Source organism: Micromonospora sp. ATLC20 (assembly GCF_057196585.1).
This window is the reverse complement of record NZ_JBXUOV010000089.1, coordinates 1-23,622: the sequence shown is the minus strand read 5'-3', so window position 1 is coordinate 23,622 and position 23,622 is coordinate 1. Positions and strand designations below refer to the sequence as shown.

Genomic DNA, 23,622 nt, shown 5'->3' with positions numbered 1-23,622 from the left:
GATGTGGTCCCGCCGCGCTCCGGCGCCGGGCCCGTCGCCGGTGTGAACAGGGAGATGACCGAGTGATCCGATCGACGAGGGCGACCCGCCGCGAGCCGGTGCCGCCGACCCCGCACCCCTCCGGCGCCCGTCCGCCGGCGCTGCCGCCCGCCGCGGTGCCCCGGCACGTCGCCATCGTGATGGACGGCAACGGCCGCTGGGCCAAGGAGCGCGGGCTGCCCCGCACCAAGGGGCACGAGCAGGGCGAGCACAGCCTGTTCGACGCGGTCGAGGGCGCGATCGAGATGGGGATCCCCTACCTGTCGGCGTACGCGTTCTCCACCGAGAACTGGCGGCGCTCGCCCGACGAGGTCCGCTTCCTGATGGGCTTCAACCGCGACGTCATCCGCCGCCGCCGCGACCAGCTCGTCGACCTGGGCGTACGGGTGGTCTGGTCGGGCCGCGCGGGCCGGCTGTGGAAGAGCGTCATCTCCGAGTTGCAGACCGCTGAGGAGATGTCGCGCGGCAACTCGACGCTGACGCTGCAGTTCTGCGTCAACTACGGCGGCCAGGCCGAGATCGCCGACGCCGCCGCCGGGATCGCCCGCGACGTCGCGGCCGGCAGGCTCGACCCGGCCAAGGTGAACGAGAAGACGATCGCGCGGTACCTCTACCACCCCGAGGTGCCCGAGGTCGACCTGTTCCTGCGCCCCTCCGGGGAGCAGCGCATCTCCAACTTCCTGCTCTGGCAGACCGCGTACGCCGAACTGGTCTACCTGGACACGCTCTGGCCCGACTTCGACCGCCGTCACCTCTGGTACGCCTGCGAGCTGTACGCCCAGCGCGACCGCCGCTTCGGCGGCGCCCTGCCCAACCCGGTCGCCCCGGGCGCCTGACGTCACGCTTACCGACGTGCCGCGCTGGGTACCGATACCGGTAGACAGCAAACGCGGAGGTGAACCACATGATTCAGAAGCGGATCGCGCAGTGGGCGGTCATGGCGGTCGCCGTGCCGCTGGCGGCGGCCGGCGCGCGCCGGCTCAGCCACACCCTGGAGGCCCGTCGCGGCCCGTCCGGGGTGAGCCGTCTGCTGACCAAGGGCGCCGACCTGGTCCGGCCGCAGAAGGCCAAGCGTCGCCGGTTCTTCTGACCGCGACGTCCGGCCCTGGTGGCTGCGGCCGACATCCGGCCCGAGTGTGACGCCCCGCATCCGGCTTTCCCGCCGGGGGCGGGGCGTTCCGCTCTACGATCGGCGCAGGGCGCGCCGCCGGGTGCGCGCCCGCCACGGGGGTGGAGGATGCGCGATCTCCGGTACGAGATGACTGCTGCCCTGGCCGCCGCCGACCTGGTGGAGCCGGCCCGCCGGGACGCCGTCGCCGCACTGTGCGCCGACGTCGCCCAGCGGTGGTGCGCCGACCTCGGGCACACCCCCGCCGTCCGCTCCGGTGAGATCGGCGAGCTGGCGGCGGGCGAACCGGCCGCCGGCTGGGCGCCCGACCCGGACGGTCAGCGGGCCTGGTGACCTGTCCGGCCGTGCTGCCGGTGCGGCTCACGCCTCCACTTCGGAGCGGTCGCCCGCCCACAGCGTGTGGAACGAGCCGGCCCGGTCCACCCGGTGGTACGTGTGCGCGCCGAAGTCGTCCCGCAGGCCCTGGATCAGCGCGGCCGGCAGTCGCTGCGCCCGCAGCGCGTCGAAGTAGGCCAGCGACGACCCGAAGGCCGGGGCCGGGACGCCCGCCCGGGCCGCGTCGGCCACCACCCGTCGCCAGGCCGGTACGCCGGCGCTGACCCGCTCGGCGAACCACGGCGCGACGAGCAGCGTCGACAGGTCCGGCTCCGCGTCGTAGGCCTCCCGGATCCGGTCCAGGAAACCGGCCCGGATGATGCAGCCGCCCCGCCAGATGGTGGCCGTACCGCCCAGGTCGATGTCCCAGTCGTACTCCCGGCTGCCGGCCCGGATGTGGTCGAAGCCCTGCGCGTACGCGACGATCTTGCTGGCCAGCAGCGCGCGGCGCACGTCCTCGACGAACGCGTCCCGGTCGTCCACCTGCCACTTGTCGCCCGCGTCGGCGAACACCCGGCGGGCGGCCTCGCGCTGGTCGGCGTGGCCGGACAGCGACCGGGCGAACGTGGCCTCGGCGATGCCGGTGATCGGGATGCCGAGGTCCAGCGCGCTCTGCACGGTCCAGCGGCCGGTGCCCTTCTGCTCGGCCTGGTCGAGCACGATGTCCACGAACGGCTGGCCGGTGGCCGCGTCGGTGTGGCCGAGCACGTCGGCGGTGATCTCGATGAGGAACGACCCCAGCTCGCCGCCGTTCCACTCCCGGAAGATCTCCGCGATCTCCGCCGGGCTCGCCGAGAGACCGGCCCGCAACAGGTCGTACGCCTCGGCGATGAGCTGCATGTCGGCGTACTCGATGCCGTTGTGCACCATCTTCACGAAGTGGCCCGCGCCGTCCGGCCCGATGTGCCGGCAGCAGGGCTCACCGTCCACCTGCGCGGCGATCTTCTCGAAGATCGGCCCCAGCTTGCGGTACGACTCGGCCGAACCACCCGGCATGATGCTCGGACCGAGCAGCGCGCCCTCCTCGCCGCCGGACACGCCGGTGCCGACGAAGTGCAGCCCGTGCTCGCGCAGCGCCTCCTCCCGGCGGCGGGTGTCGGCGAAGTGCGCGTTGCCGCAGTCGACGACGATGTCCCCCTCCTCCAGCAGCGGGACCAACTCGTCGATCACCGCGTCGGTGGGCGCGCCGGCCTTCACCATCACGATCACCGCGCGGGGCCGCTCCAGCGAGCCGACGAAGTCCGCGAGCGACTCCGACGGCACGAACGTGCCCTCGTCGCCGTGCTCCGCGACTAGGCTGCGGGTACGTTCCGGCGACCGGTTGTGCACCGCCACGGCGAAGCCGTTGCGGGCCAGGTTCCGGGCCAGGTTGCGGCCCATCACCGCCAGACCGGTGACCCCGATCTGCGCCGTCGCCTGCTCTGCCATGCGTACCGCCACCTCTCGTTCGTGCTGCCGTGCTGCGACCGTATCGCGGTCGCCGGGGGAGCGGGCGGGGACGTCGACAGGGCGTGATCGGCGGGTGGCCGTGCGTCTCGCGCGGGCACGTCCGCGTTCTCTCCCGTAAATCGGGTGCGGACCTCCGGGCGGCGGTATAGCGTTGCCGCATGCGTAAGTGACGCCCCACCTCCGAGCCCGGTCCACCGCCGCCAGTGCCGTGGACCCGTCCTGCTCCGGGCGTCCGCATTCCTTCCCCGCCACCGTCGGTCGCGGTGTCTGTCGTGATCGGAACGCACCGGAGCCCTCGCTCGGCGCGTCCCGGTCGGCGCGCCCGCACGACAGGAGGCCCGCGAATGCCCGCGAAGCGCAATCCGAAGAAGTCCCGCAAGCAGTCGTCGCCGCAGGTGACCACGCCGAACCTCGACGCGCTCACGGTGACGCCACCCGCGGTGGTGCTCCCCACCGAGCCGTCGGCGTCCACCGTGTCCCCGGTGGTGCTTCCCACCGAGCCGGCGGCGCCCGCCGTGTCTCCGGATGCGGTGTCGCCAGTCCTGGCTGCGCCGACGGTGTCGCCCTCGGAGTCTCCGGAGACCCCGGTCCTGCCGGGCGCATCCGCGACGCCGCCCAGATCGGGCCCACCGGCAGGGCGGCAGGCCCGGTTGACCGGGCGGAGCCAGCGCGCCGGCCAGACCCGGTTCTACGCCTTCCGCCGCAGCTGACCGACAGCCCCGCCCGAGCCTCCCCGAAGATCTTGGAGGATTCCGGCCCCCATAGGGGCCCTTCCGTACCAAGATCTCGCCCGGCTCTGGTTGATCATGAAGTTGGCGGGGGCGAATCGGGCAACCGGTGCCGTCAACTTCATGATCAACGGGGCGGGGGTGGGAGGGGCGGGTCAGCCGATCAAGGGGCGGAAGGTGCCCAGGGCGATGCTTGTGGCCAAGGCGCCGGCTGCCAGTAGCGCGGCGCCTGCGACGAGCAGGGCGTCGGCCCCGGTGAAGCGCTGCGGGCGGGCAACGGTGCGTGGGGTGCCCGCGTCGAAGCCCCGGGCGTCCATCGCCACCGCCAGCCGGGTACCCCGCCGGATCGCGCCCACCAGCAGCGTGAACGCGGTGGACGCGAACAGCCGCAGCTTCGCCACCGGGTTGCGGCCGGCGTCCACGCCGCGGGCCCGGCGGGCCATGCTGATCATCCGCCACTCCTGTTCCAGCAGCGGCACCATCCGGAACGCGGCGAGCGCCCCGATGGCGAACCGGGCGGGTGCCTTCGCGTTCTGGATCAGCGCGTCGGCCAGGTCGGTCGGGTCGGTGGTGGCGAACACGACGATGCCGGGCAGCGCCACGGCGAGCATCCGCAGCACCAGTCCGAGCGCGGTCATCAGCACGCCCTGGGTGACCAGGATCGGCCCGGCCTCGACGAGCACCGGGCCGGAACGGTCGGCCGCGAAGAGCACAAGCGTGACCAGGATGCCGACGGCACCGGCGAGCAGCGGCCAGGCCCGGCGGGCCAGCAACCGGTAGCGGACACCGAACAGCGGCAGCACCGCGAGTTCGACGGCGATGGCGATGGCCGGGGCCACCGGGTCGAGCGTCGCCACCAGGATCAGCGTGAAGACCACAGCGGCGGCCAGCTTCGCCACCGGGTTGCGCCGGGCCAGCGGGGCGCCGGGCGCGGCGACCGGTTCGAGGCCGATCACGTGACCACCCCGTCGGGGGAGCGGTGCAGGGTGAGCGTCCGGTCGGCCAGCGCGGCCACGAAGTCCTCGTCGTGGGTCACCGTGACCAGGCCGTGCCCGGCGTCGCGCAGCTCGGCGAGCAGGTCGACCAGCTCCAGCCAGGTCCGCCGGTCCTGGCCGAACGTGGGCTCGTCGCAGATCAGCAGGCGGGGCGCGGTGGCCAGGGCCGTCGCCACACTCAGCCGCCGTGCCTCCCCACCCGAGAGGGTGTACGGGTTGGCGCCGGCCAGCTTGTCCAGCCGCAACCGGTGCAGCAACCCGTCGACGGTGGCGGTGACCGCCGACTCGGGTCGGCCGGTGCGGCGCGGGCCGAGCGCCAGCTCGTCGCGCACCGTGGCGGTGACGAACTGGTGCTCCGGGTCCTGGAACACCGAACCGATCCGGCGGACCAGCGCGGGTGCCCGCCAGCGGTGCGGGGGAGTACGCGCGTCCCGCCCGGCGAGTTCCGCCGACGCGGTGACGGCGCCCGTGCCGGGCTTCAGCAGGCCGCCCAGGAGCAGCGCCAGTGTGGACTTCCCGGCCCCGTTGGGACCGAGGACGGCGAGCGCTTCGCCGGCGCGTACCCGGAGATCGGTGGGGTTGAGCCGCGGCGGCAGGCCGAGCCGCTCCGCGGTGAGCAGCACGTCGCCGGGCGGCGTGGTGGCGTGCCGGGGCGGCGCGACGTGGCCGGGTACCCAGACCCCGGCGGCCGCAAGCGCCTCGCCGTGCGCGGCGAAGACCGCGTCGGGCGGCCCGTCGGCGCGCACGCCGCCGCCGGGTTCCAGCACCACGACGCGGTCGACCAGCGGCAGCGCCTCGGTGACCCGGTGCTCGACCAGGACCATCGTGGTGTCCGGGTCGAGCGCGTTCGCGACGGCCCGGCGGATCAGGCCGGCGCCGGCCGGGTCGAGGTTGGCGGTGGGCTCGTCGAGCAGCAGCAGCCCGGGGCGCAGCGCGAGCGTGCCGGCCAGCGCGAGCCGCTGCTGCTCGCCGCCGCTGAGCGCCGCGGTGGGGCGGTCCCTGTCGTACGGGAAGCCGACCCGGTGCAGCGCCTCGTCGACGCGGGACCAGATCTCCCCGGCGGGTACGCCACGGTTCTCCAGCCCGAACGCCACGTCGTCGCCGGAGCGGGCCATGACGAGCTGGGTCTCCGGGTCCTGGAAGACGATGCCGACGCGCTCGCGGGCCTTGCGCGGGTCCAGCCCGTCGATCTCGACGGTGCCCTCCTGCTCGCCGGAGTCCTCCGGCAGCAGCCCGGCCAGTGCGGCCAGCAGCGTGCTCTTACCGGCGCCGGAGGGTCCGAGCAGCAGCACCCGCTCGCCGCTCTCCACGCGCAGATCCACCCCGCGCAGAGCCCAGCGTTTCCGTCCCCCGTGCCGCCACCCGAACCCCCGGAGCACCACCCCGCTCACCGCCCACCACCCCCTCTCCCGGCCCAGCCTGCGTGATCAAGGAGTTCGCGTCCGGAGAACCGTGCCCGGCGGACGCAAACTCCTTGATCACCGGGGCGGGGCGAGGCGAGCCTCAGACCAGGGCGCGGTCGCGGCCGGCGGGGAAGCGGTCCAGGACGCCGGTGTTCGCCAGCGCGCGGGTGAGGGCCACCGCACCCAGGCCGGCCACCAGCAGACAGCTGAGCACGCCGAACGCGATGTAGGGCAGCCGGAACGTCGTCCAGCTCGTGCCGGGGTACCAGTAGAGGGCGTCGAACAGTGTGGCGAAGAGGCCGCCGCACGCACCGGCGAGCGCCGCCGTGAGCGGCCGGTAGACGCGGTACCGGGTGGCCGCGAAGACAGCCTCGACGCCCAGGCCCTGCACCGCGCCCTGGAGGATCGCCATCGCGCCGTACGGGGAGCCGAGCAGCACCGAGACCGCCGAGGCGACCGTCTCGGTGAGCAGTGCCGCCCCCGGCTTGCGGACGATCAGCGCGCTCAGCACGGCCGGGATGAGCCAGACGCCGTACATGACCGACTGGAGCGGGGCGAAGAAGGCGAACGGCCCGTCGCTGCCCTTCCAGAGGATGTTCCAGAGCTGGAACACGACGCCGAAGGCGACGGCGATGACCGAGGCGACGACGATGTCGACGGTACGCCAGCTGTTGCTGTCGGTGTGGTTCACGGTTGGCTCCCAGTTCGTCGAGGTGAACCAGGAGAAGACGCACGCCGCGTCCGGTTGTCACCGGACGGCGACGCGGCTGGAGGTCGACCGAACTCCCTGCGCTGGCATTACCCAGATCAGGTTCGAGGGTCTGCGGGCACCGGCCCGCACTCTCAGCGCTGTGCGCTCCCCTGTCGGATGTGAAGTTGTCTCGTCGCAGACGCTAGCACCGACCACGGCCCGGGGCCCAGCAGGGCGAGTGTCGGTATGGTGGCGATCATGCTGGTGGATGCGCGGGGACTGACGTTCGAGGTACGCGCCGGCGGCCCCGAGGGCGGTGACCCGGTCCTGCTGCTGCACGGCTTCCCGCAGCACTCCGGTGAGTGGGACGCGGTCACGCCCGCGCTGCACGCCGCCGGGCTGCGCACGTACGCGCTCGACCAGCGCGGCTACTCGCCCGGCGCACGTCCGGCCGACGTCGGGGCGTACCGGATTCCGGAGCTGGTGGCCGACGCGGCCGCCGTGCTGGACGCGCTCGGGGTGACCCGCGTGCACGTGGTGGGCCACGACTGGGGCGCGATCGTGGCGTGGGGCCTGGCGGCGGCGCACCCGGCGCGGGTGCGGACGCTGACCGCGGTGTCGGTGCCGCACCCGGCCGCGATGGGCCATGCGCTCGCCACCGACCCGCGGCAGAAGGTCAAGTCCGCGTACATCGCGTTGTTCCGCAAGCCCGGTACGGCGGAGAAGGTGCTGCTGGCGTGGAACGGCGCCACACTGCGCAAGCTGCTCAGCGGCGTGGGCGACGCCGGCGCGGTGGCCCGGTACGCAGAGCCGATGCGCGAGCCGGGCGCGTTGACGGCGGCGCTGAACTGGTACCGCGCGATGACCGGGACGGACATGAAGGCGGTCGCCCCGGTCGGGGTGCCTACCACGTTCGTCTGGAGCGACAAGGACGTGGCGATCGGCCGGACGGCCGCGCAGGCGTGCGCCGCGCACGTCACCGGTGACTACCGGTTCGTGGAGCTGTCCGGCGTCAGCCATTGGATCCCGGACGAGGCGCCCGGCCCGCTGGCCGAGGCGATCCTCGCCCGGTGCGCAGGAACGGAGGAGGCATGACGGTGAGCGCCGAGGCGTACCTGGCGGTGGTGACCGAGACGATCGGCCGGGTCGCCGCCGAGCAGCGGCAGAACGTGGCCGACGCGGCCGACCTGATCGCGGCGGCGCTGCAGGCCGACGGGGTGGTGCACGCGTTCGGCACCGGGCACTCCGAGGCGCTGGCCATGGAGATCGCCGGGCGGGCCGGCGGGCTGGTGCCCACCAACCGGATCGCGCTGCGTGACCTGGTGCTGATCGGCGGCGACCCGGCCGACGTGCTCGGCCCGAAGCTGGAACGCGACCCGGCGGTCGCGCACCGCCTCTACGAGCTGGCGCCGATCCGTCCGCAGGACGTGTTCGTGCTGGCCTCGAACTCGGGCGTGAACGGGGCGATGGTCGAGTTCGCGTCCATCGTGAAGGAACGCGGGCACGGGCTGGTGGCGATCACGTCGGCACAGCACTCGGCCCGGATGACGTCGCGGCACCCGTCCGGCCGCAAGCTGGCCGACTTCGCCGACGTGGTGCTGGACAACGGCGCCCCCTACGGCGACGCGACGCTGCCGCTACCGGGTGGCGGCAGCGTCGGCGCGGTCTCCTCGATCACCGCGGCGTTGCTCGCCCAGCAGATCGTCGCCGAGGTGGTGGCCCGGCTGGTCGCGGCGGGGCAGCGCCCGCCGGTCTACCTGTCCGCGAACATCACCGGCGGCGACGAGCACAACGCCGAGCTGGAGGCACGGTACGCGGGCCGGATCCGCCGCGGTTCCTGAACCGGTTTCGTGATCAGCCGTACGGGGCACTGGCGCTCCTGCCGGTGGGCGTTCACCCGCCGGCCGTGCCGTCTCCCGGGGAGGTCCGCGAGTGTCGAAGGAATCCGAGAAGCAGCGCTGGCAGCGCAACTTCGCCGACCTGTTGCAGGAGCTGCGGGTCGCGCAGACCGGTGTGCAGATCCTCTTCGCCTTCCTGCTGACGCTGCCGTTCAGCAACGGGTTCGGCCGGACCACGGAGTTCCAGCGCGACGTCTACATCCTGGCGCTGCTGACCGCCGCCGCGTCCGCCGCGATGATCATCTCTCCGGTCGCGTTCCACCGGGCGCTGTTCCGGCAGGGGCGTAAGCCGGAGCTGGTCCGGTTCGCCCACCGGATGGCCACCGGTGGCCTGTTCTTCATGCTGATCGCGATGGTCAGCTCGGTCCTGCTGGTCACCGACTTCGTGCTGGACCGGCCGATCGCGTTCCTGCTCAGCGCGCTCACCGGCGTGTGGTTCCTGATCTTCTGGGCGATCCTGCCGTTCAGCCGGCGCAACTGGGGTGAGGACGACATCGACGACGAGGACGACAGCCCTCAGTCGCTGACCGACTGACGGTCCGCCAAATCGGACGTGCACGCAGCGCTACCCCTGGGTAACACCCGGGGGTAGCGTCGTTTTCGTCGCACGCGTCGACGCAGCCGGACCGCGAGGAGGCAGCCGTGACCACGACACAGAACAGCCGGCCCGAGTCACCGGACGGCGCGGGGCCGCTGCCCACCGAGGCGGGCCAGGTCTCCGAGAAGGAGGCCCGCCAGGTCGCCGAGGCGGCCCGCGAGTCGGCCTGGGACCGGCCGAGCTTCGGTAAGGAACTGTTCCTCGGCCGGTTCCGGCTCGACCTGATCGACCCGTGGCCCCGCCCCGATCCGGCCGACGTGGCTCGCGCCGACGAGTTCCTCGGCGCGCTGCGCGCGTACCTGACGTCCGAGGTGGACGGCGAGGCGATCGAGCGGGACGCCCGCATCCCCGACGAGGTGTTCCACGGTCTGGCCGGGCTCGGCACGTTCGGCATGAAGATCGACCGGAAGTACGGCGGGCTGGGGCTGAGCAACCTGCACTACTGCCGGGCGCTGATGCTCGTCGGCTCGGTGAACCCGGCGGTCAGCGCGCTGCTCTCCGCGCACCAGTCGATCGGCGTGCCGCAGCCGCTGAAGATGTTCGGCACGCCCGAGCAGAAGGAACGGTTCCTGCCCCGGCTCGCCGCCGGTGAGGTCTCCGCGTTCCTGCTCACCGAGCCGGACGTCGGCTCCGACCCGGCCCGGCTCGCCACCACCGCCGAGCCGACCGCCGACGGCACCGGCTACCGGCTCAACGGGGTGAAGCTCTGGGCCACCAACGGCACGCTCGCCACGCTGCTGGTGGTGATGGCCCGGGTGCCGGCCGGCGAGGGGCGGCGCGGCGGCATCACCGCGTTCGTGGTGGACGGCGACAGCGAAGGCATCACCGTGGAGCGGCGCAACTCCTTCGTCGGGCTGCGCGGCCTGGAGAACAGCCTCACCCGGTTCCACGACGTGTTCGTGCCGAAGGAGAACGTGATCGGCGGTGAGGGCAAGGGCCTCAAGATCGCGTTGACCACGTTGAACACCGGCCGGCTCTCGCTCCCGGCCATGTGCGTCGGCGCCGGCAAGTGGGCGCTCAACGTGGCCCGCGAGTGGGCGGCGGACCGGGTCCAGTGGGGCCGCCCGGTGGGCGAGCACGAGGCGGTGGCGAAGAAGCTGTCCTTCATCGCCGCCACCACGTACGGCATGGAGTCGATGCTCGACCTGTCCTGCATGCTCGCCGACGACGACCGCAACGACATCCGGATCGAGGCGGCGCTGGTAAAGCTCTACGCCAGCGAGATGGCCTGGCGGATCGCCGACGAGCTGATCCAGATCCGCGGTGGCCGCGGCTACGAGACGGCCGACTCGCTCGCCGCCCGCGGGGAACGGCCGGCCGCCGTCGAGCAGCTCCTGCGCGACCTGCGGATCAACCGGATCTTCGAGGGCTCCACCGAGATCATGCACCTGCTGATCGCCCGCGAGGCGGTCGACGCGCACCTGTCCGTCGCGGGCGACATCATCGACCCCGACGCCGGGCTGGGCCGCAAGGCGAAGGCGGGCGCGCGGGCCGGCGCCTTCTACGCGAAGTGGCTGCCCACGCTCGCCGTCGGCAAGGGGCAGACGCCCGGGGCGTACCAGGAGTTCGGGCCGCTGGCCGGGCACCTGCGCCACGTCGAGCGGACCTCCCGCAAGCTGGCCCGGTCGACGTTCTACGCGATGTCCCGCTGGCAGGGGAAGATGGAGCGCAAGCAGGCGTTCCTCGGCCGGGTGGTGGACATCGGCGCGGAGCTGTTCGCGATGAGCGCGGTCTGCGTCCGGGCCTACGCCGAGCGGGACGCGCACCCGGAGAACGTCGAGCTGGCCGACCTGTTCTGCCGTCAGGCGCGGCTGCGCGTCGACGAGCTGTTCACCGGCCTGTGGTCGAACACCGACTCGGTCGACGTGGCCGCCGCCGAGCGGATCGTCGCCGGCCGGTACGCCTCGGTGGAGGAGGGCGTCGTCACCCCGCCCGCCGACCTGCCGTGGGTGGCCCGCTGGGAACCGGGGCCGTCCACCGAGCGGGACGTCCGCCGTCGCATCCCGCCGGCCGGCTGACCGGACCGCCCCGGCGGCCGTCCCGCCCGGACGGCCGTCGCGGCGGTCAGCGCGCGATCGCCCAGGCCAGGACGCCGGCCAGGATCAGGCCGTTGAGCCCGGCCAGCACCAGGTACGCCGACGGCGGGATCTTGCGGCCCTTGCGGACGAAACTCACCAGCACGGCCGCGTATCCCAGCAGCAGCACGGCGACGACGATCAGGAAGTACAGCACCGGCACACCTTACCGGCCGCCACGCAGCCCCAGTTCGCGCAGCTCCAGCGCGGCGAGCGCGTCGACTGTCGCGTCGTCGCCGCGCCGCCACGCCTCGGCGACGTCGGGCGCGATCCGGGTCAGCTTCGACAGCGGCTGACCCGCAAGCGCGCGCAGCGCCAGCAGGTCCCGGCCGGCCGGGACGCCCGCCAGGGCCTTCGCCGCGCCGGCCCGGCGCATCCAGCGCAGGCGCAGCGGCAGCCAGCCGAACAGCACCAGGCCGAGCGGGAACACCAGCACCGCGACGGTCAGCCCGAGCGCGAGCTGCCCGACCAGCTCCTGCTGGTCGCGGCCCGCCTCGGCGACCGCGCGGGCGGCGTCGGCGGCGCGGGTGAACGGCGCGGTCAGCTCGTCGCCGACGATCGGCACCCGGCCGACCTTGCCGCCGGCCTCGGCCAGGTTGTCGGCGAGCCCACCACCGGCCCCCTCCAGCTTCTGCCCGGGTACGGCGAGCTTCTCGACCACGTCGTGCAGCCACAGCGCGAAGCGGATCGCCGCGTACACCCAGACGACCACGAGCAGGTCGGTGAGGAACTGGCGGACGGCGGTGGGAAAACGGTCGGCGTAGATCTTCACGCCGGACAGCGTCCCACGGCGCGGGCGCGTCGGCACCTGGCCGATTTCCCGCTCAGTGCGACCCTTCGCCGGCGTGACTGACCGCGTCCGCCACGATGTGCGCGACGTGGTCGTCGACCAGCGCGTACGCGATCTCCCGGCCGCGCCGCGACCCGCGCACCACCCCGGCGCCGCGCAGCACCCGCAGGTGCTGGGAGACGAGCGGCTGCGGCGCGCCGAGCTTCTCGACCAGCTCGTGCACGCAGCGTTCGCCCTCGGCCAGCTCGCTGACGATCGCGAGCCGGATCGGGGCCGAGAGCGCGCGCAGCAGGTCACCCGCACCCTCGAAGGCGTCGTACCCGTTCGTGCCGGTCACCCTGTAACGGTAACCAATCCCAGCTGCGCCGGCGGGCAGGGCCTCACCGCAGCAGCACCTCGTGCTCGACCGGCTCCGGCGGCGGCGTGGCCCGGTCGGCCCGCACCCGGCGCCGCAGCGCCCGCACACCGGCCGCCGCGAGCGCGACCAGCAGGAACGAGCCGATCGCCACGAGCACCACCGACGCGCCGGGCGCGGTGTCGGCGGTGGCGGCCACCCAGACCCCGGTGCCGGCGGCGAACAGGCCCAGCGCCATGGCCGCCGTCATGGTGGAGCGGAAGCCCCGGGTCACCTGCTGCGCGGTCGCCACCGGCACCACCATCAGCGCGCTGATCAGCAGCACCCCGACCGCCCGCATCGCGATGGTCACCGTGACCGCGGTACCGACCGCGATGACCAGGTTCAGCGTCCGCACCGGCAGGCCGGACACCCGGGCGTACTCCTCGTCGTGGCACACCGCGAACAGCGCCGGACGCAGCACCAGCATGGTCACCAGCAGCACCACGCCGAGGACGCCGATGGTGATCAGGTCGGTGCGGGAGGTGGTGGTCAGCGACCCGAACAGGTACGCGTTGAGCGACCCGCTGCTGGCGTCGGAGAGCCCGACCAGCATCACGCCACCGGCGATGCCGCCGTAGAACAGCAGCGCCAGCGCCAGATCGCCGGAGGTGCGCCCGTACGCGCGGACCAGCTCGATCACCACCGCGCCGAGCGTCGCGGCGATCACCGCCACCAGCACGGGGGAGTGGTTGAGCAGCAGTCCCGCGCCGACGCCGGTGAGCGCCACGTGCCCGAGCCCGTCGCCGATCAACGCCAGCCGCCGCTGCACCAGGTAGATGCCGAGCGCCGGGGCGGCCAAACCGATGATCAGCGCGCCGACCAGGGCGCGGAGCATGAAGTCGTACTGGAAGAGATCCATCTCAGATGCCTGTCCAGAGCCGGGCGGGCTCCTCGTCGCAGTGCGGGTGCACGTGCTCGTGGTCCGGGTCGGCGTGGTGGCCGGCCGGTTCGGGCACCGCGCCGTCGTGGGCGATCCCGCCCTGGTGCACCACCACGGCCCGGCTGATCAGCGGGCGCAGCGGGCCCAGCTCGTGCGCGACGAGCAGCACCGTGCCGCCGCCGTCGCGGAACGCGCGCAGCGCCCCGGCGAACGCCTCCTGGCTCGCCGCGTCCACCCCGGCGGTCGGCTCGTCGAGCACCAGCAGCTCCGGCCCGCCGGCCAGCGCGCGGGCGATCAGCGTGCGCTGCTGCTGGCCGCCGGAGAGCGTGGACACCGGGTCACCGGCCCGGTCGGCGAGCCCGACCGCGTCCAGCGCCGCCGCCACCGCCTCCCGGTCCGCCCGCCCGGCCGGACGCAGTACGCCCCGGCGGGCCAGCCGCCCGGACGCCACCACCTCGCGCACGGTGGCGGGCACTCCACTGCCCGCGCCGAGCCGCTGCGGCACGTACCCGATGCGGTGCCACTGCCGGAAGCGGCGCTGCGGCGTGCCGAACAGGGCGACCGACCCGGCGCCGACCGGCACCAGGCCGAGCGCGGCGCGCACGAGCGTCGACTTGCCGGAGCCGTTGGCACCGAGCACGGCGACCACCTCTGAAGCGGTCACTGTCAGCGAGACGTCACGCAGCACCGGGCGGCCGTCGTAGCCGACGGTGGCGTGCGCGATCTCGATCACGGGTGAGGAGGTCATGAACAGTCCAGAGCGGTTCGCAGGGTCTGCAGGTTGGTGCGCATCGCGGAGAGGTAGTCGCCGTCGGTGGGCGGGCCCTCCAGCGGGTCCAGGACCGCCGTCTTCGCCCCGACCTCACGCGCGATCGTCTCGGCGACCTTCGGGCTGACAAGCGTCTCGAAGAAGATCGTGCCGGCCTGGTGCTCCCGGGCCTCCTCGGCGACCTCGGCGAGGCGCTTCGGGGACGGCTCGGACTCCGGGGTGAGCCCGCTGATGCCGATCTGCTCCAGCTGGTAGCGCTCGGTCAGGTAGCCGAACGCGGTGTGGCTGGTGACGATCTCCCGGCGCTGGCAGGTGCGCAGGCCGTCGGCGTACTCGGTGTCGAGCTTCGTCAGCTCGGCGCGCAGCGCGCCGGCGCGGGCGGTGTAGTCGGCGGCGTGGTCCGGGTCGGCCTTGCCGAGCCGCTCGGCGAGCTTGTCGCCGATGGTGGCCAGCCGGGTCGGGTCGAGCCAGACGTGCGGGTCCTTGCCGCCGCCCTCCTCGGCGTGCCCGGCCTCGCCCTCGTGGTCGTGGTCGTGCCCACCGGCGGCGGCGTCCCGCAGCGGCGTGACGCCCGCCACGTCGAACGCGCGGTCGCCGCCGTTCTGCTCGACCGCCTCGTCCACCGCCGGCTGGAAGCCGCTGAGGTAGACGACCACGTCGGCGTCGACCACCTGGCCGACCTGGCGCGGGTTGAGTTCCAGGTCGTGCGGCTCGGCGCCCGGCTTGGTGAGGTTGCTGACCGCGACCGTGTCGCCGCCGATCCGCTCGGCGAGGAACTGGAGCGGGTAGAACGCGGCCACCACGTCGACCCGGCCGGGCTCGCTCGCGCCGCCCGAGCCGTCGGCGCAGGCGGTCAGGCCGGCGGCGGCGAGCAGAGCGGTGGTTGCGGCGGTCAGGATGCGGCGCGGTGCACGAACGGTCATGGGCTCAACTGTCCGCGACAACGAAAACTATTGTCAAAAACGCATGATTGCATGTCAGCGCAGGTCAGCTCGGCTCTGCTTCGTGCGGTCAGCCGACCATGAGCTTCGCCAGCGCCACCGCGATCAACAAGGTCAACATCACCAGCCGGAGCATCCGGGTCGCCGGCGCCTGCACCGGCCAGGTGACCGACATCAGCCAGACCAGCCCGCCGGCCAGCACGAGCAGCAGGACGCCACCCGCCGGGCCGGGCGCGAACAGGCCGACAAGCACCAGGGCCAGCGCGGCCAGGAACACCGCCGTCGGGTTGAGCCGTGCCAACCGGGACAGCACGGGACTCTGCGTACGCTGCATGCCACGAACTCTACGAGGAGGAACCCCGTGCTGGTCACCAACCGCTTCGTGGTGGAAGCCGAAACGGTGGACGAGTTCACCCGTGCGGCGCACGCCGCGCTGGCCGCGCTCGCCGCCCGCCCCGGCTACCTGCGCGGTGAACTGCTGCGGGCGCTCGACGACCCGGACCACTGGCTCCTGGTCACCGAGTGGGAGTCGGTCGGTGCGTACCGGCGGGCGCTCGGCGGATTCGACGTCAAGGTCACCGCCGTGCCGCTGCTCGCCCGATCGGTGGACGAGCCGTCGGCGTACGAGACGCTCGCCGGCGCCGCCCCGGAGGGGGAGGTCGTCGTCGTCGCCAGCGATCGTGCCGCAGGCCCGTACCGCTGAGTGCCGGGGCACTACCCTGGCGCGTATGACCGCTCCCGGACCGGCCGCGCCACCCCCGTCGTCAGTTCCGCCCGCGCCGCCGGCGGACCCCGGGGTGCCCACGCCGCCGCAGGGACCCGGCGCCGTGCCGCCGTTCGCCGCCCCGCCCACCGAGGGCGGGCGGACCCGGCTCTGGCTCGGCCTCGGCGCGGGTGCGCTCGCAGTGCTGATCTGCTGCGGCGGAGGCGGTGCCGCGGTGGTCGGCCTGGCCGTGAGCAACGCCCAGGCGATCGGCGAGCAGGGCCGGGCCGTCACGAACGACTACTACCAGGCGCTCGTGGCCCGGGAGTGGTCCAAGGCGTACGACACGCTCTGCGACGACATCCGGCGACGCGAGCCCCGGCGCGAGTTCGAGCGGCGAGTGGCGACCGAGCCGCAGATCTCCGGCTACCGGGTCGGCGAGGTCGACCTCAACACGCTCACCGTGCCGGTGGACGTCACGCTCGCCGGCGGCCGCCGGGAGGCGCAGACCGTGACGCTGGCACCCGACCAGCAGACGGGCGGCGTGGAGGTCTGCGGGGTGAGCTGACCGGCCCCCGGTATTCTGCTGGGCTCGGGACGGACACGGTCGTACCGTTGTCCCGAACAGCCCGGTTCTATCCATCTCAACCGCGCCGACCGCCAGCCGGCGTAGGAGGAAACATGCCAGCCGACCGTATCGACGCCGTCACCAGCCTCGCCAAGCGCCGGGGCTTCGTCTTTCCCTCCAGCGAGATCTACGGGGGCACCCGGTCGGCGTGGGACTACGGTCCGCTCGGCGTCGAGCTGAAGGAGAACGTCCGCCGGCAGTGGTGGCGGACCATGGTGCAGCAGCGCGACGACGTCGTCGGCCTCGACTCGGCGGTCATCCTGGCCCGCAAGGTCTGGGAGGCCAGCGGTCACATCGCCGAGTTCGTCGACCCGCTCACCGAGTGCCAGTCCTGCCACAAGCGATTCCGGGCCGACCACCTGGAAGAGGCGTACGAGGCCAAGCACGGCAAGCCGCTGACCTCGCTGACGGAGCTGAACTGCCCCAACTGCGGCAACAAGGGCACCTTCACCGAGCCGAAGATGTTCAACGGCCTGATGAAGACCTACCTGGGCCCGGTGGAGAGCGACGAGGGCATGCACTACCTGCGCCCGGAGACCGCCCAGGGCATCTTCGTCAACTACAAGAACGTCGAGACGGTCGCCCGCAAGAAGCCGCCGTTCGGCATCGCGCAGACCGGCAAGTCGTTCCGCAACGAGATCACCCCCGGCAACTTCATCTTCCGGACCCGCGAGTTCGAGCAGATGGAGATGGAGTTCTTCGTCGAGCCCGGCACCGACGAGCAGTGGCACGAGTACTGGCTCTCCGAGCGCTGGAACTGGTACCTCGACCTCGGCCTGTCCGAGGAGAACCTGCGCTTCTACGAGCACCCCAAGGAGAAGCTCTCCCACTACTCGAAGCGCACCGTCGACATCGAGTACCGATTCCGGTTCGGCGGCAGCGAGTTCGCCGAGCTGGAGGGCATCGCCAACCGCACCGACTTCGACCTGTCCACGCACAGCAAGCACTCCGGCGTCGACCTGTCGTACTTCGACCAGGGCAAGGGCGAGCGCTGGATGCCGTACGTGATCGAGCCGGCCGCCGGCCTCACCCGCGCGGTGCTGGCGTTCCTGCTGGAGGCGTACGACGAGGACGAGGCGCCGAACACCAAGGGCGGCGTGGACAAGCGCACCGTCATGCGGTTCGACCCGCGCCTGGCCCCGGTCAAGGTCGCCGTGCTGCCGCTGTCGCGCAACGAGGCGCTGTCGCCGAAGGCCAAGCAGCTCGCCACCGACCTGCGCAAGCGCTGGGTGGTCGAGTTCGACGACTCGCAGGCGATCGGCCGCCGCTACCGCCGGCAGGACGAGATCGGCACGCCGTTCTGCGTCACTGTCGACTTCGACACGCTCGATGACAACGCGGTCACGGTCCGGAACCGGGACACGATGGCCCAGGAGCGCGTCTCCCTGGACCAGGTCGAGCGCTACCTGATCGAGCGCCTGCCCGGCTGCTGACGTCGCACCGAGAAGGGCGCCGTCGCCGACGGTGCCCTTCTTCATGTTCCCCGCACGGGACGACAGGTCGACGTGTCTGAATCCCGCGAGCCGGTTGTCGTTAGCCGGCGGGAGCACGGGGTAGCAGATCCCTCACCGGCAGCGGAGGGGGCGAGATGCGGCAGGCGACCAGCGGACGGTCCGCCACCCCGGCGCCCGCGGTGGTGACGCATCGGTGGCCCACCGCACTGGTCCTGGCCAGCGCCATGTTCCTGGTGCTGTTCGACAGCCTGGCGGTGGCCACCGCGCTGCCGCGCATCGGTGACGAGTTCCGCCTCGGCCCGGCCCGCCTCCAGTGGGTCGTGACGCTGTACTCGCTGAGCATCGGCGGCCTGCTGCTGCTCGGGGGCCGGCTCTGCGACCTGTGGGGGCGACGCCGGCTGATCGTCGTCAGCCTCGCGCTGGCCACTGTCGGCTCGGCCCTGGCCGGGCTGGCGACCGCGCTGTTCCCGCTGCTGCTCGGCCGGGTGTTGCAGGGCGCCGGGGCGGCCCTCGCCATCCCGGCGACCCTGGCCTCGGCGGCGACGTTCTTCCCCGATGAGCCGTGGCGCAGCCGGGTGTTCGCGGTCGTCGCCGCCGCCGCGAACACGGCCGGCCTGGCCGGGGCGATCGTCGGCGGCCTGATCACCTCGCACCTGGGCTGGCGCTGGGTCTTCCTGGCCACCGTGCCGGTCGGACTGGTGGCGATGGTGGCGGCCCGGCTGCTGCTGCCGGCGAGCCGGCCCGAACCGGGCGGCCGGCAGCGGCTGGACCTCGCCGGGGCGGTCCTCGCCACCGGCATGCTGCTCGCGCTGATCTTCGGTGCCAACCGGATCGCCGAGTCGGGTCCGGACCCGGTCGGGCTCGGCGCGGTCGCCGCCTCCCTGGTACTGCTGTTCCTGCTGGTGCGCGTCGAGCGGCGGGTGGCCGACCCGCTGGTCCGGCCGTCCCTGCTCCGGTCGCGCCCGCTGGTCGCCGGTTGCCTCGCCTTCGCCGCGCACTCGGCGGCGTACGCGGTGGTGGTGGTCGTGGGCAGCCTCTACCTGCAGGAGATCCACGGTCTGTCCCCGGCGGGCGCCGGGCTGGTGCTGGCCCCGGTGCTGCTCGGCGCGCTGGTCAGCGCCGCTCCGGCCGGCGCGCTGATCCGCAGGTTCGGCGCGCGGCGGGTCGTGGCTGTCGCCCTGGGCCTGTGCGCGGTCACGCTCGCGCTGGTGGCGGTCAGCGCGGGCGGCCCGCTGATCCTCGTCACGGCCATCCTGGTCGCCTGGGGGCTCAGCGCCGGTCCGATCTACGTCGGGCTGACCCGGGTGTGTGTCGGTGACGCGCCGCCGGGCGACCAGGGAACGGCCTCGGCGGTGTTCGAGTCGACCACCCACGTGGCCGGGGCGATCTCCGTGGCGGTCTTCCTCACGCTGCTCGCCGCCGGGGTCGGCTACGGCGTCGTGCAGTTCGTCGGCGCCGTAGCGGGCGGGCTGGGCGTCCTCGCGCTGCTGCTGATCATGCCGGCGGGGGAACCCGGGGCCGCGCCGTCGCCCGCGCCGCAGCGGGTGGCGGCCCGGTAGGCGTCGATACCCGAGAACGCCTCCCTACACTGGTCAGGTGACTGCCCCGACCCTGCCCGCGTTGACCATCGGCCCGCACCGGGTGTGGCCGCCGGTGGTGCTCGCGCCGATGGCCGGGATCACCAACGTCGGCTTCCGCCGGCTCTGCCGTGAGCAGGGCGGTGGCATCTACGTCTGCGAGATGATCACCACCCGCGCGCTCGTCGAGCGGAACCCGAAGACGCTGCGCATGATCGCCTTCGGCGCCGAGGAGCACCCTCGCAGCCTCCAGCTCTACGGCACCGACCCGGAGATCACCGCCGCCGCCGTACGGATCGTGGTCGAGCGCGACCTGGCCGACCACATCGACCTCAACTTCGGCTGCCCGGTGCCCAAGGTGACCCGCAAGGGCGGCGGCTCGGCCCTGCCGTGGCGTCGCCGGCTGTTCGCCCGGCTGGTCAAGGCCGCGGTGGACGCCGCGTCACCCGCCGGGGTGCCGGTCACCGTGAAGATGCGCAAGGGCATCGACGACGACCACCTGACGTACGTCGAAGCGGGGCTGGCCGCGCAGGACGCGGGCGTCGCGGCGGTCGCCCTGCACGGGCGTACGGCCGCGCAGCGCTACTCCGGCACCGCCGACTGGGACGCGATCGCCACGCTCAAGTCGGCGCTCGACGTGCCGGTGCTCGGCAACGGCGACATCTGGGAGGCCGACGACGCGCTGCGGATGGTCGCGCACACCGGCGTCGACGGTGTGGTGATCGGGCGCGGTTGCCTGGGCCGGCCGTGGCTGTTCGCCGACCTGGAGGCCGCGTTCAACGGGAGCGCCGAGCGGCGGCTACCGAGCCTCGGCGAGGTGGCGGTGACGATGCGGCGGCACGCCGAGCTGCTGGTGGAGCAGTTCGTGGCGGGCGCGCGCAACCCGGCCCGGGGCGAGCGGGACGGCTGCACCGACTTCCGCAAGCACGTCGCCTGGTACCTGAAGGGCTTTCCGATCGGCAGCGAACTGCGCCGCTCGCTCGCCATGATCGAGAGCCTGGCGCAGCTCGACGACCTGCTCGGCAAGCTCGACCCGGCCGTACCGTTCCCGGTGGAGAACCTCGGCCAGCCGCGCGGCCGCACCAACTCCCCGGGCAAGGTCTTCCTGCCCGACGGCTGGCTGGCCAGCCGCGACGACGACACCCCTCCCGACGGCGCCGAGCTGGACGACTCCGGCGGCTGACCCCGGATACGCCGAAGGGCCCGACCCCCGTGGGGGTCGGGCCCTTCGGCATTGTCACTCGGTCAGGAGCTGTAGCCGCGGCTGGCGATCCAGTGCGCCAGGGCGTCCACGTCCATGCGGTACGAGGCCTGGTTCGGGTTGGCCGAGTCGGCGATCGTCACGACCTTCCCGCCGTCGCGGTAGCCGACCACGCTGATGTAGTGGCCACCCTCGAACGAGTGGGCGTTGCCGTCGGTGTCGGTCGCGGTGCCGGCGATGTTCGCCACCACGGCCCGGCCGTCGTCGACCGTGCGCACCACGTCGGCGCGCAGCTTCTCCACCTTGTCACCGGCCTTGTCCACCGGGATCTCGGTCGACTTGTAGACGTCCTTACCGGTCTCCTTGTTCAGCACCGGCGTGATGTCGTTGATGGAGTTGGTGCCGTCCTCGGTGGTGCCCATCTCCTCGGCCATCGCGTGGACGTCGATGTTCTTGCCCTGCACGCTCAGTGCGTTGCGGGCCGCGGCCGGGCCGCAGAAGTAGAAGTTGGGCTGCGCCTCGTAGCGTACGTCCAGTTCCCGCTCGCCGTGCTTGCGGTCGGTGGTGACCTGGGCGGCGGCGCGCTCGGCCGGGGTGGCCTGGGCGGCGATGGCGGGGCCGGCGATGCCACCAGCGGTGGCGACGACACCAGCAGCGGTCAGAACGGTCTTACGCAGCAGAGTGGTAGCCATGATCAGTTGCCTCTCTGTCGGGGGTACGCGGCGATGGGGGATGCCGCGAAGAAAGATCAGGTGGCCCGGTATGTGCGTCGGGGGGCCGGTGGCTCGCTCGGGCGGCCAGGGGGATGGCCTGCTCCGGCGGCTCGGGGATGTAACGACCGGGGGCCCGGGGTCATTCCCGGGGGCGCTGCCCGGCGGTGGGGCCGGCTCGACAGGCGGTCGGCCTGCTCGGCGGCCCGGTGATGTAACGACCGGCGTCCCGGCCCGAGGGGGCGGGCGGTCGGCGGGTGCGGCGCGGTCTGCCATGTACAACGCCCCGCACCCACCCCCGATTCCACCCCACCGGTGACCCCCACCACCCGAAATCCGGACATCGCCCCCACCGGGCCCGCCGCCGACACCGACCCTCCGCCCGCCCTCACCGCAGCCACCCGGCCCGGCCACGCCCGAGGGCTCCCCTCACCGGGGTGAGGGCGTCGATCATGAAGTTGGCGGTGCCTTGTGTCCGGTTTGTCGCCGTCAACTTCATGATCGACCGGGTTCGGCGACCCTGCGCGGGTCAGGGAGTGGTTGGGGAGGGGTGGGGAGTGGGCTGGGTGGGGATCTGGGCTGAGGTGGTGGGCCAGGGGATTTCGGGGGACTGGTGGAAGGTGATGCCGGCGGTGGACCAGCGCGGGCCGTGGCCGGCGAGCCGGCCGCGGAACCGGGACCAGTCATGCGTCTCGCGGGGTGACCAGCCCAGCTCGGCGACGGCGGGCAGACGCGGGAAGAGCATGAACTCGACCTCGGCCAGCGTGGTGACCGACTCGGTCCACAGCGGGGCCTCCACCCCCAGCACCGCCTCGGCCGGTACGCCCCGCACGTGAGTGGCCGGATCCCACTCGTATGCCCGGCGTACGTCGATCAGGCCCGCCCAGTCGTGTCCGATCGGGGTGTCCGGGGCGTACTTCATGTCCAGGTACGCGTGGTTGCCGGGGGAGAGGATCAGCCGGGCGCCCCGGCGTACCGCGTCGGCGGTCTCCGGGTCGTCCCCGTTCGTACCCCACCACTGCAGGACGCGCCCGTCGACGTGTTCGGCCGGGGCGAGCTGGTGCCAGCCGACGACGGTCTTGCCGGTGGCGGCGACCAGCCGTTGCGCCCGCGCCACGAACGCGCGGTAGCTGTCGGCCGGCACCTTGAACGCCTCGTCGCCGCCCAGGTGCAGCCACGGCCCGGGCGTCAGCGCGGCCACCTCGCCGAGCACGTCTGCGACGAAGGCGTACGTCCGCTCGTCGGCGGGGTCGACGAAGCTGAAGCCGACCTCGGTGCCGGTGTACGGCGGCGGCGCGACCTTGCCGGGCGCCAGTTCGGGGTACGCGACGAGCGCCGCGTTTGTGTGGCCCGGCAGGTCGATCTCGGGCACCACTGTCACGTGGCGGCGGGCGGCGTACGCGACGATCCGGCGGTAGTCGTCACGGGTGTACCAGCCGCCCGGGCCGCCACCGACCGCTGTCGTGCCGCCGACCTCGGCGAGCCGGGGCCAGGAGTCGACGGCGATCCGCCAGCCCTGGTCGTCGGTGAGGTGCAGGTGCAGGTGGTTGAGCTTGTAGCGGGCCAGGTGGTCGATCACCCGCAGTACGTCCTCGACCGGGAAGAAGTGGCGCGCGACGTCGAGCATGGCGCCCCGGTAGGGGAAGCGGGGCCGGTCGACGATCGTGCCGCCGGGGATCGCCCAGCGCGCGGCGACAACGGCCGGGTTCTCGATCGGCGCGGGTAGCAGCTGCCGCAGTGTCTGCGCGCCGTGGAACAGCCCGGCCGGGGTGGCGGCGGTGATCCGCACGCCGCCGGCGGTCACGTCGAGGCGGTAGCCCTCATCCCCGAGCCGCACGTCGCCCGGCCCGCCGGAGCCGCCGGACTCGCTGGAGCCGCCGGAGCTGCCGGAGCCGCCGGAGCCGCCCGATCCGCCGGCCCCGGTGGAAGCCGCCGCGGACAGCGTGAGCGTCAGCGGGCCGCCCTCGGCGGTGTCGGCGACCGGGAGCGGGAAGCCGGTGGCCGGGCGCAGCCACCCGGCGAGCTGTTCGGCCACGTCCCGCCCGGCGGGGCTGACCCGCAGCACCGCGTCCGCGCTCAGTGTGAAGTCACCCGCCGGGTCGGGGCGCACCTGCTCGGGCGCCGGCACCACGTCGTCGAGCCGGACCGGCGCCGGACCGGCGAGCGCCCCGGCGGCCCGGCCCGCGGCGACC

General features: G+C 73.3%; 26 protein-coding genes and 1 riboswitch. Of the genes, 13 read left to right on the top strand and 13 right to left on the bottom strand.

Annotated elements, in window-relative coordinates; all coding sequences use genetic code 11:
• The first annotated feature begins 98 nt into the window (after window positions 1-98).
• The 3 genes from AC2CHG_RS19025 (at window position 99) to AC2CHG_RS19015 (ending at window position 1,501) form a co-directional block, all read left to right on the top strand.
• Window positions 99-875: an isoprenyl transferase gene (locus AC2CHG_RS19025; RefSeq protein ID WP_199733322.1), complete on the top strand. Its 777-nt coding sequence runs from the start codon at window positions 99-101 to the stop codon at window positions 873-875.
• A gap of 68 nt (window positions 876-943) precedes the next feature.
• Window positions 944-1,129, top strand: a complete 186-nt coding sequence (locus tag AC2CHG_RS19020; RefSeq protein ID WP_073831832.1) for a hypothetical protein — start codon at window positions 944-946, stop codon at window positions 1,127-1,129.
• A gap of 147 nt (window positions 1,130-1,276) precedes the next feature.
• Window positions 1,277-1,501 carry a thioredoxin reductase gene (locus AC2CHG_RS19015; RefSeq protein WP_128138750.1) on the top strand — a complete coding sequence of 75 codons (225 nt, stop codon included), beginning with the start codon at window positions 1,277-1,279 and terminating at the stop codon, window positions 1,499-1,501.
• Between the two features lie 27 nt (window positions 1,502-1,528).
• Here AC2CHG_RS19015 and gndA read toward each other — a convergent pair whose 3' ends face one another.
• Window positions 1,529-2,971 (bottom strand): NADP-dependent phosphogluconate dehydrogenase, encoded by a 1,443-nt coding sequence (gene gndA, locus AC2CHG_RS19010; protein ID WP_262015156.1) that lies wholly within the window; start codon window positions 2,969-2,971, stop codon window positions 1,529-1,531.
• Window positions 2,972-3,336: 365 nt separating this feature from the next.
• On the opposite strand from gndA, the gene AC2CHG_RS19005 reads away from it, so the two are divergent.
• Window positions 3,337-3,702 (top strand): hypothetical protein, encoded by a 366-nt coding sequence (locus AC2CHG_RS19005; RefSeq protein WP_355512811.1) that lies wholly within the window; start codon window positions 3,337-3,339, stop codon window positions 3,700-3,702.
• A gap of 173 nt (window positions 3,703-3,875) precedes the next feature.
• Here AC2CHG_RS19005 and AC2CHG_RS19000 read toward each other — a convergent pair whose 3' ends face one another.
• The 3 genes from AC2CHG_RS19000 to AC2CHG_RS18990 form a co-directional block, all read right to left on the bottom strand.
• Window positions 3,876-4,676, bottom strand: a complete 801-nt coding sequence (locus AC2CHG_RS19000) for an energy-coupling factor transporter transmembrane component T family protein (protein WP_484525265.1) — start codon at window positions 4,674-4,676, stop codon at window positions 3,876-3,878.
• Window positions 4,673-6,106, bottom strand: a complete 1,434-nt coding sequence (locus AC2CHG_RS18995) for an ABC transporter ATP-binding protein (RefSeq protein ID WP_484525264.1) — start codon at window positions 6,104-6,106, stop codon at window positions 4,673-4,675. Before AC2CHG_RS18995 ends, AC2CHG_RS19000 begins: the two co-directional genes overlap by 4 nt.
• A 112-nt stretch (window positions 6,107-6,218) precedes the next feature.
• Complete coding sequence (locus AC2CHG_RS18990; protein WP_484525263.1) at window positions 6,219-6,809, bottom strand: ECF transporter S component; 591 nt, start codon at window positions 6,807-6,809, stop codon at window positions 6,219-6,221.
• A gap of 75 nt (window positions 6,810-6,884) precedes the next feature.
• A riboswitch (TPP riboswitch) is annotated at window positions 6,885-6,991 on the bottom strand.
• Between the two features lie 76 nt (window positions 6,992-7,067).
• Between AC2CHG_RS18990 and AC2CHG_RS18985 the strand changes: the two genes are divergently transcribed.
• The 4 genes from AC2CHG_RS18985 to AC2CHG_RS18970 all read left to right on the top strand — a co-directional run bounded on the left by AC2CHG_RS18985 (window position 7,068) and on the right by AC2CHG_RS18970 (window position 11,323).
• A complete protein-coding gene (locus tag AC2CHG_RS18985; protein ID WP_484525262.1) occupies window positions 7,068-7,904 on the top strand; it encodes an alpha/beta fold hydrolase in 837 nt (278 codons plus the stop codon).
• Window positions 7,901-8,650 carry an SIS domain-containing protein gene (locus tag AC2CHG_RS18980; protein WP_262015162.1) on the top strand — a complete coding sequence of 250 codons (750 nt, stop codon included), beginning with the start codon at window positions 7,901-7,903 and terminating at the stop codon, window positions 8,648-8,650. Before AC2CHG_RS18985 ends, AC2CHG_RS18980 begins: the two co-directional genes overlap by 4 nt.
• A 91-nt stretch (window positions 8,651-8,741) precedes the next feature.
• Window positions 8,742-9,242, top strand: coding sequence for a DUF6328 family protein (locus tag AC2CHG_RS18975; protein WP_194802334.1), 501 nt, complete (start codon window positions 8,742-8,744; stop codon window positions 9,240-9,242).
• 107 nt (window positions 9,243-9,349) lie between these two features.
• Window positions 9,350-11,323: an acyl-CoA dehydrogenase family protein gene (locus AC2CHG_RS18970; RefSeq protein ID WP_484525261.1), complete on the top strand. Its 1,974-nt coding sequence runs from the start codon at window positions 9,350-9,352 to the stop codon at window positions 11,321-11,323.
• 46 nt (window positions 11,324-11,369) lie between these two features.
• Here AC2CHG_RS18970 and AC2CHG_RS18965 read toward each other — a convergent pair whose 3' ends face one another.
• The 7 genes from AC2CHG_RS18965 to AC2CHG_RS18935 all read right to left on the bottom strand — a co-directional run bounded on the left by AC2CHG_RS18965 (window position 11,370) and on the right by AC2CHG_RS18935 (window position 15,491).
• Complete coding sequence (locus tag AC2CHG_RS18965) at window positions 11,370-11,537, bottom strand: hypothetical protein (RefSeq protein ID WP_194802332.1); 168 nt, start codon at window positions 11,535-11,537, stop codon at window positions 11,370-11,372.
• A 9-nt stretch (window positions 11,538-11,546) separates the two neighbouring features.
• The gene (locus AC2CHG_RS18960; RefSeq protein ID WP_355512801.1) at window positions 11,547-12,152 is read right to left on the bottom strand and encodes a hypothetical protein; all 606 of its coding nucleotides are present in this window, start codon (window positions 12,150-12,152) and stop codon (window positions 11,547-11,549) included.
• Window positions 12,153-12,204: 52 nt separating this feature from the next.
• Window positions 12,205-12,507 carry an ArsR/SmtB family transcription factor gene (locus AC2CHG_RS18955; protein ID WP_013287947.1) on the bottom strand — a complete coding sequence of 101 codons (303 nt, stop codon included), beginning with the start codon at window positions 12,505-12,507 and terminating at the stop codon, window positions 12,205-12,207.
• A 43-nt stretch (window positions 12,508-12,550) separates the two neighbouring features.
• A complete protein-coding gene (locus AC2CHG_RS18950; RefSeq protein ID WP_262015166.1) occupies window positions 12,551-13,426 on the bottom strand; it encodes a metal ABC transporter permease in 876 nt (291 codons plus the stop codon).
• Window position 13,427: 1 nt separating this feature from the next.
• Window positions 13,428-14,195, bottom strand: a complete 768-nt coding sequence (locus AC2CHG_RS18945; RefSeq protein WP_366624729.1) for a metal ABC transporter ATP-binding protein — start codon at window positions 14,193-14,195, stop codon at window positions 13,428-13,430.
• The gene (locus AC2CHG_RS18940) at window positions 14,192-15,139 is read right to left on the bottom strand and encodes a metal ABC transporter substrate-binding protein (RefSeq protein WP_484525260.1); all 948 of its coding nucleotides are present in this window, start codon (window positions 15,137-15,139) and stop codon (window positions 14,192-14,194) included. Before AC2CHG_RS18940 ends, AC2CHG_RS18945 begins: the two co-directional genes overlap by 4 nt.
• Before the next feature lie 88 nt (window positions 15,140-15,227).
• Window positions 15,228-15,491, bottom strand: a complete 264-nt coding sequence (locus AC2CHG_RS18935; RefSeq protein WP_120568528.1) for a DUF6703 family protein — start codon at window positions 15,489-15,491, stop codon at window positions 15,228-15,230.
• A 27-nt stretch (window positions 15,492-15,518) separates the two neighbouring features.
• Between AC2CHG_RS18935 and AC2CHG_RS18930 the strand changes: the two genes are divergently transcribed.
• The 5 genes from AC2CHG_RS18930 (at window position 15,519) to dusB (ending at window position 20,702) form a co-directional block, all read left to right on the top strand.
• A complete protein-coding gene (locus AC2CHG_RS18930) occupies window positions 15,519-15,860 on the top strand; it encodes an antibiotic biosynthesis monooxygenase family protein (RefSeq protein WP_262015170.1) in 342 nt (113 codons plus the stop codon).
• Window positions 15,861-15,954: 94 nt separating this feature from the next.
• Complete coding sequence (locus AC2CHG_RS18925; protein ID WP_262015212.1) at window positions 15,955-16,428, top strand: Rv0361 family membrane protein; 474 nt, start codon at window positions 15,955-15,957, stop codon at window positions 16,426-16,428.
• Window positions 16,429-16,541: 113 nt separating this feature from the next.
• A complete protein-coding gene (locus tag AC2CHG_RS18920) occupies window positions 16,542-17,921 on the top strand; it encodes a glycine--tRNA ligase (RefSeq protein ID WP_013475540.1) in 1,380 nt (459 codons plus the stop codon).
• A 155-nt stretch (window positions 17,922-18,076) separates the two neighbouring features.
• On the top strand, window positions 18,077-19,501 hold the full coding sequence (locus AC2CHG_RS18915) for an MFS transporter (RefSeq protein ID WP_484525259.1): 1,425 nt from the start codon (window positions 18,077-18,079) through the stop codon (window positions 19,499-19,501).
• 37 nt (window positions 19,502-19,538) lie between these two features.
• Window positions 19,539-20,702: a tRNA dihydrouridine synthase DusB gene (dusB, locus tag AC2CHG_RS18910; RefSeq protein WP_262015172.1), complete on the top strand. Its 1,164-nt coding sequence runs from the start codon at window positions 19,539-19,541 to the stop codon at window positions 20,700-20,702.
• Between the two features lie 62 nt (window positions 20,703-20,764).
• On the opposite strand, the gene AC2CHG_RS18905 is transcribed toward dusB, so the two are convergent.
• Window positions 20,765-21,412 carry a C39 family peptidase gene (locus tag AC2CHG_RS18905; protein ID WP_194801693.1) on the bottom strand — a complete coding sequence of 216 codons (648 nt, stop codon included), beginning with the start codon at window positions 21,410-21,412 and terminating at the stop codon, window positions 20,765-20,767.
• A gap of 547 nt (window positions 21,413-21,959) precedes the next feature.
• Window positions 21,960-23,622 (bottom strand): beta-N-acetylhexosaminidase (locus AC2CHG_RS18900; RefSeq protein ID WP_484525258.1); only part of this gene is annotated, 1,663 nt, incomplete at its 5' end.

Bases quoted from the DNA above. Each gene is read 5' to 3' on its own strand.
- AC2CHG_RS19005 (WP_355512811.1), top strand. From the start codon at position 3,337: ATGCCCGCGAAGCGCAATCCGAAGAAGTCCCGCAAGCAGTCGTCGCCG.
- AC2CHG_RS19020 (WP_073831832.1), top strand. From the start codon at position 944: ATGATTCAGAAGCGGATCGCGCAGTGGGCGGTCATGGCGGTCGCCGTG.
- AC2CHG_RS18920 (WP_013475540.1), top strand. From the start codon at position 16,542: ATGCCAGCCGACCGTATCGACGCCGTCACCAGCCTCGCCAAGCGCCGG.
- AC2CHG_RS18985 (WP_484525262.1), top strand. From the start codon at position 7,068: ATGCTGGTGGATGCGCGGGGACTGACGTTCGAGGTACGCGCCGGCGGC.
- AC2CHG_RS18945 (WP_366624729.1), bottom strand. From the start codon at position 14,195: ATGACCTCCTCACCCGTGATCGAGATCGCGCACGCCACCGTCGGCTAC.
- AC2CHG_RS18935 (WP_120568528.1), bottom strand. From the start codon at position 15,491: ATGCAGCGTACGCAGAGTCCCGTGCTGTCCCGGTTGGCACGGCTCAAC.
- AC2CHG_RS19015 (WP_128138750.1), top strand. From the start codon at position 1,277: ATGCGCGATCTCCGGTACGAGATGACTGCTGCCCTGGCCGCCGCCGAC.
- AC2CHG_RS18980 (WP_262015162.1), top strand. From the start codon at position 7,901: ATGACGGTGAGCGCCGAGGCGTACCTGGCGGTGGTGACCGAGACGATC.
- gndA (WP_262015156.1), bottom strand. From the start codon at position 2,971: ATGGCAGAGCAGGCGACGGCGCAGATCGGGGTCACCGGTCTGGCGGTG.
- AC2CHG_RS18950 (WP_262015166.1), bottom strand. From the start codon at position 13,426: ATGGATCTCTTCCAGTACGACTTCATGCTCCGCGCCCTGGTCGGCGCG.
- AC2CHG_RS18915 (WP_484525259.1), top strand. From the start codon at position 18,077: ATGCGGCAGGCGACCAGCGGACGGTCCGCCACCCCGGCGCCCGCGGTG.
- AC2CHG_RS18940 (WP_484525260.1), bottom strand. From the start codon at position 15,139: ATGACCGTTCGTGCACCGCGCCGCATCCTGACCGCCGCAACCACCGCT.
- AC2CHG_RS18905 (WP_194801693.1), bottom strand. From the start codon at position 21,412: ATGGCTACCACTCTGCTGCGTAAGACCGTTCTGACCGCTGCTGGTGTC.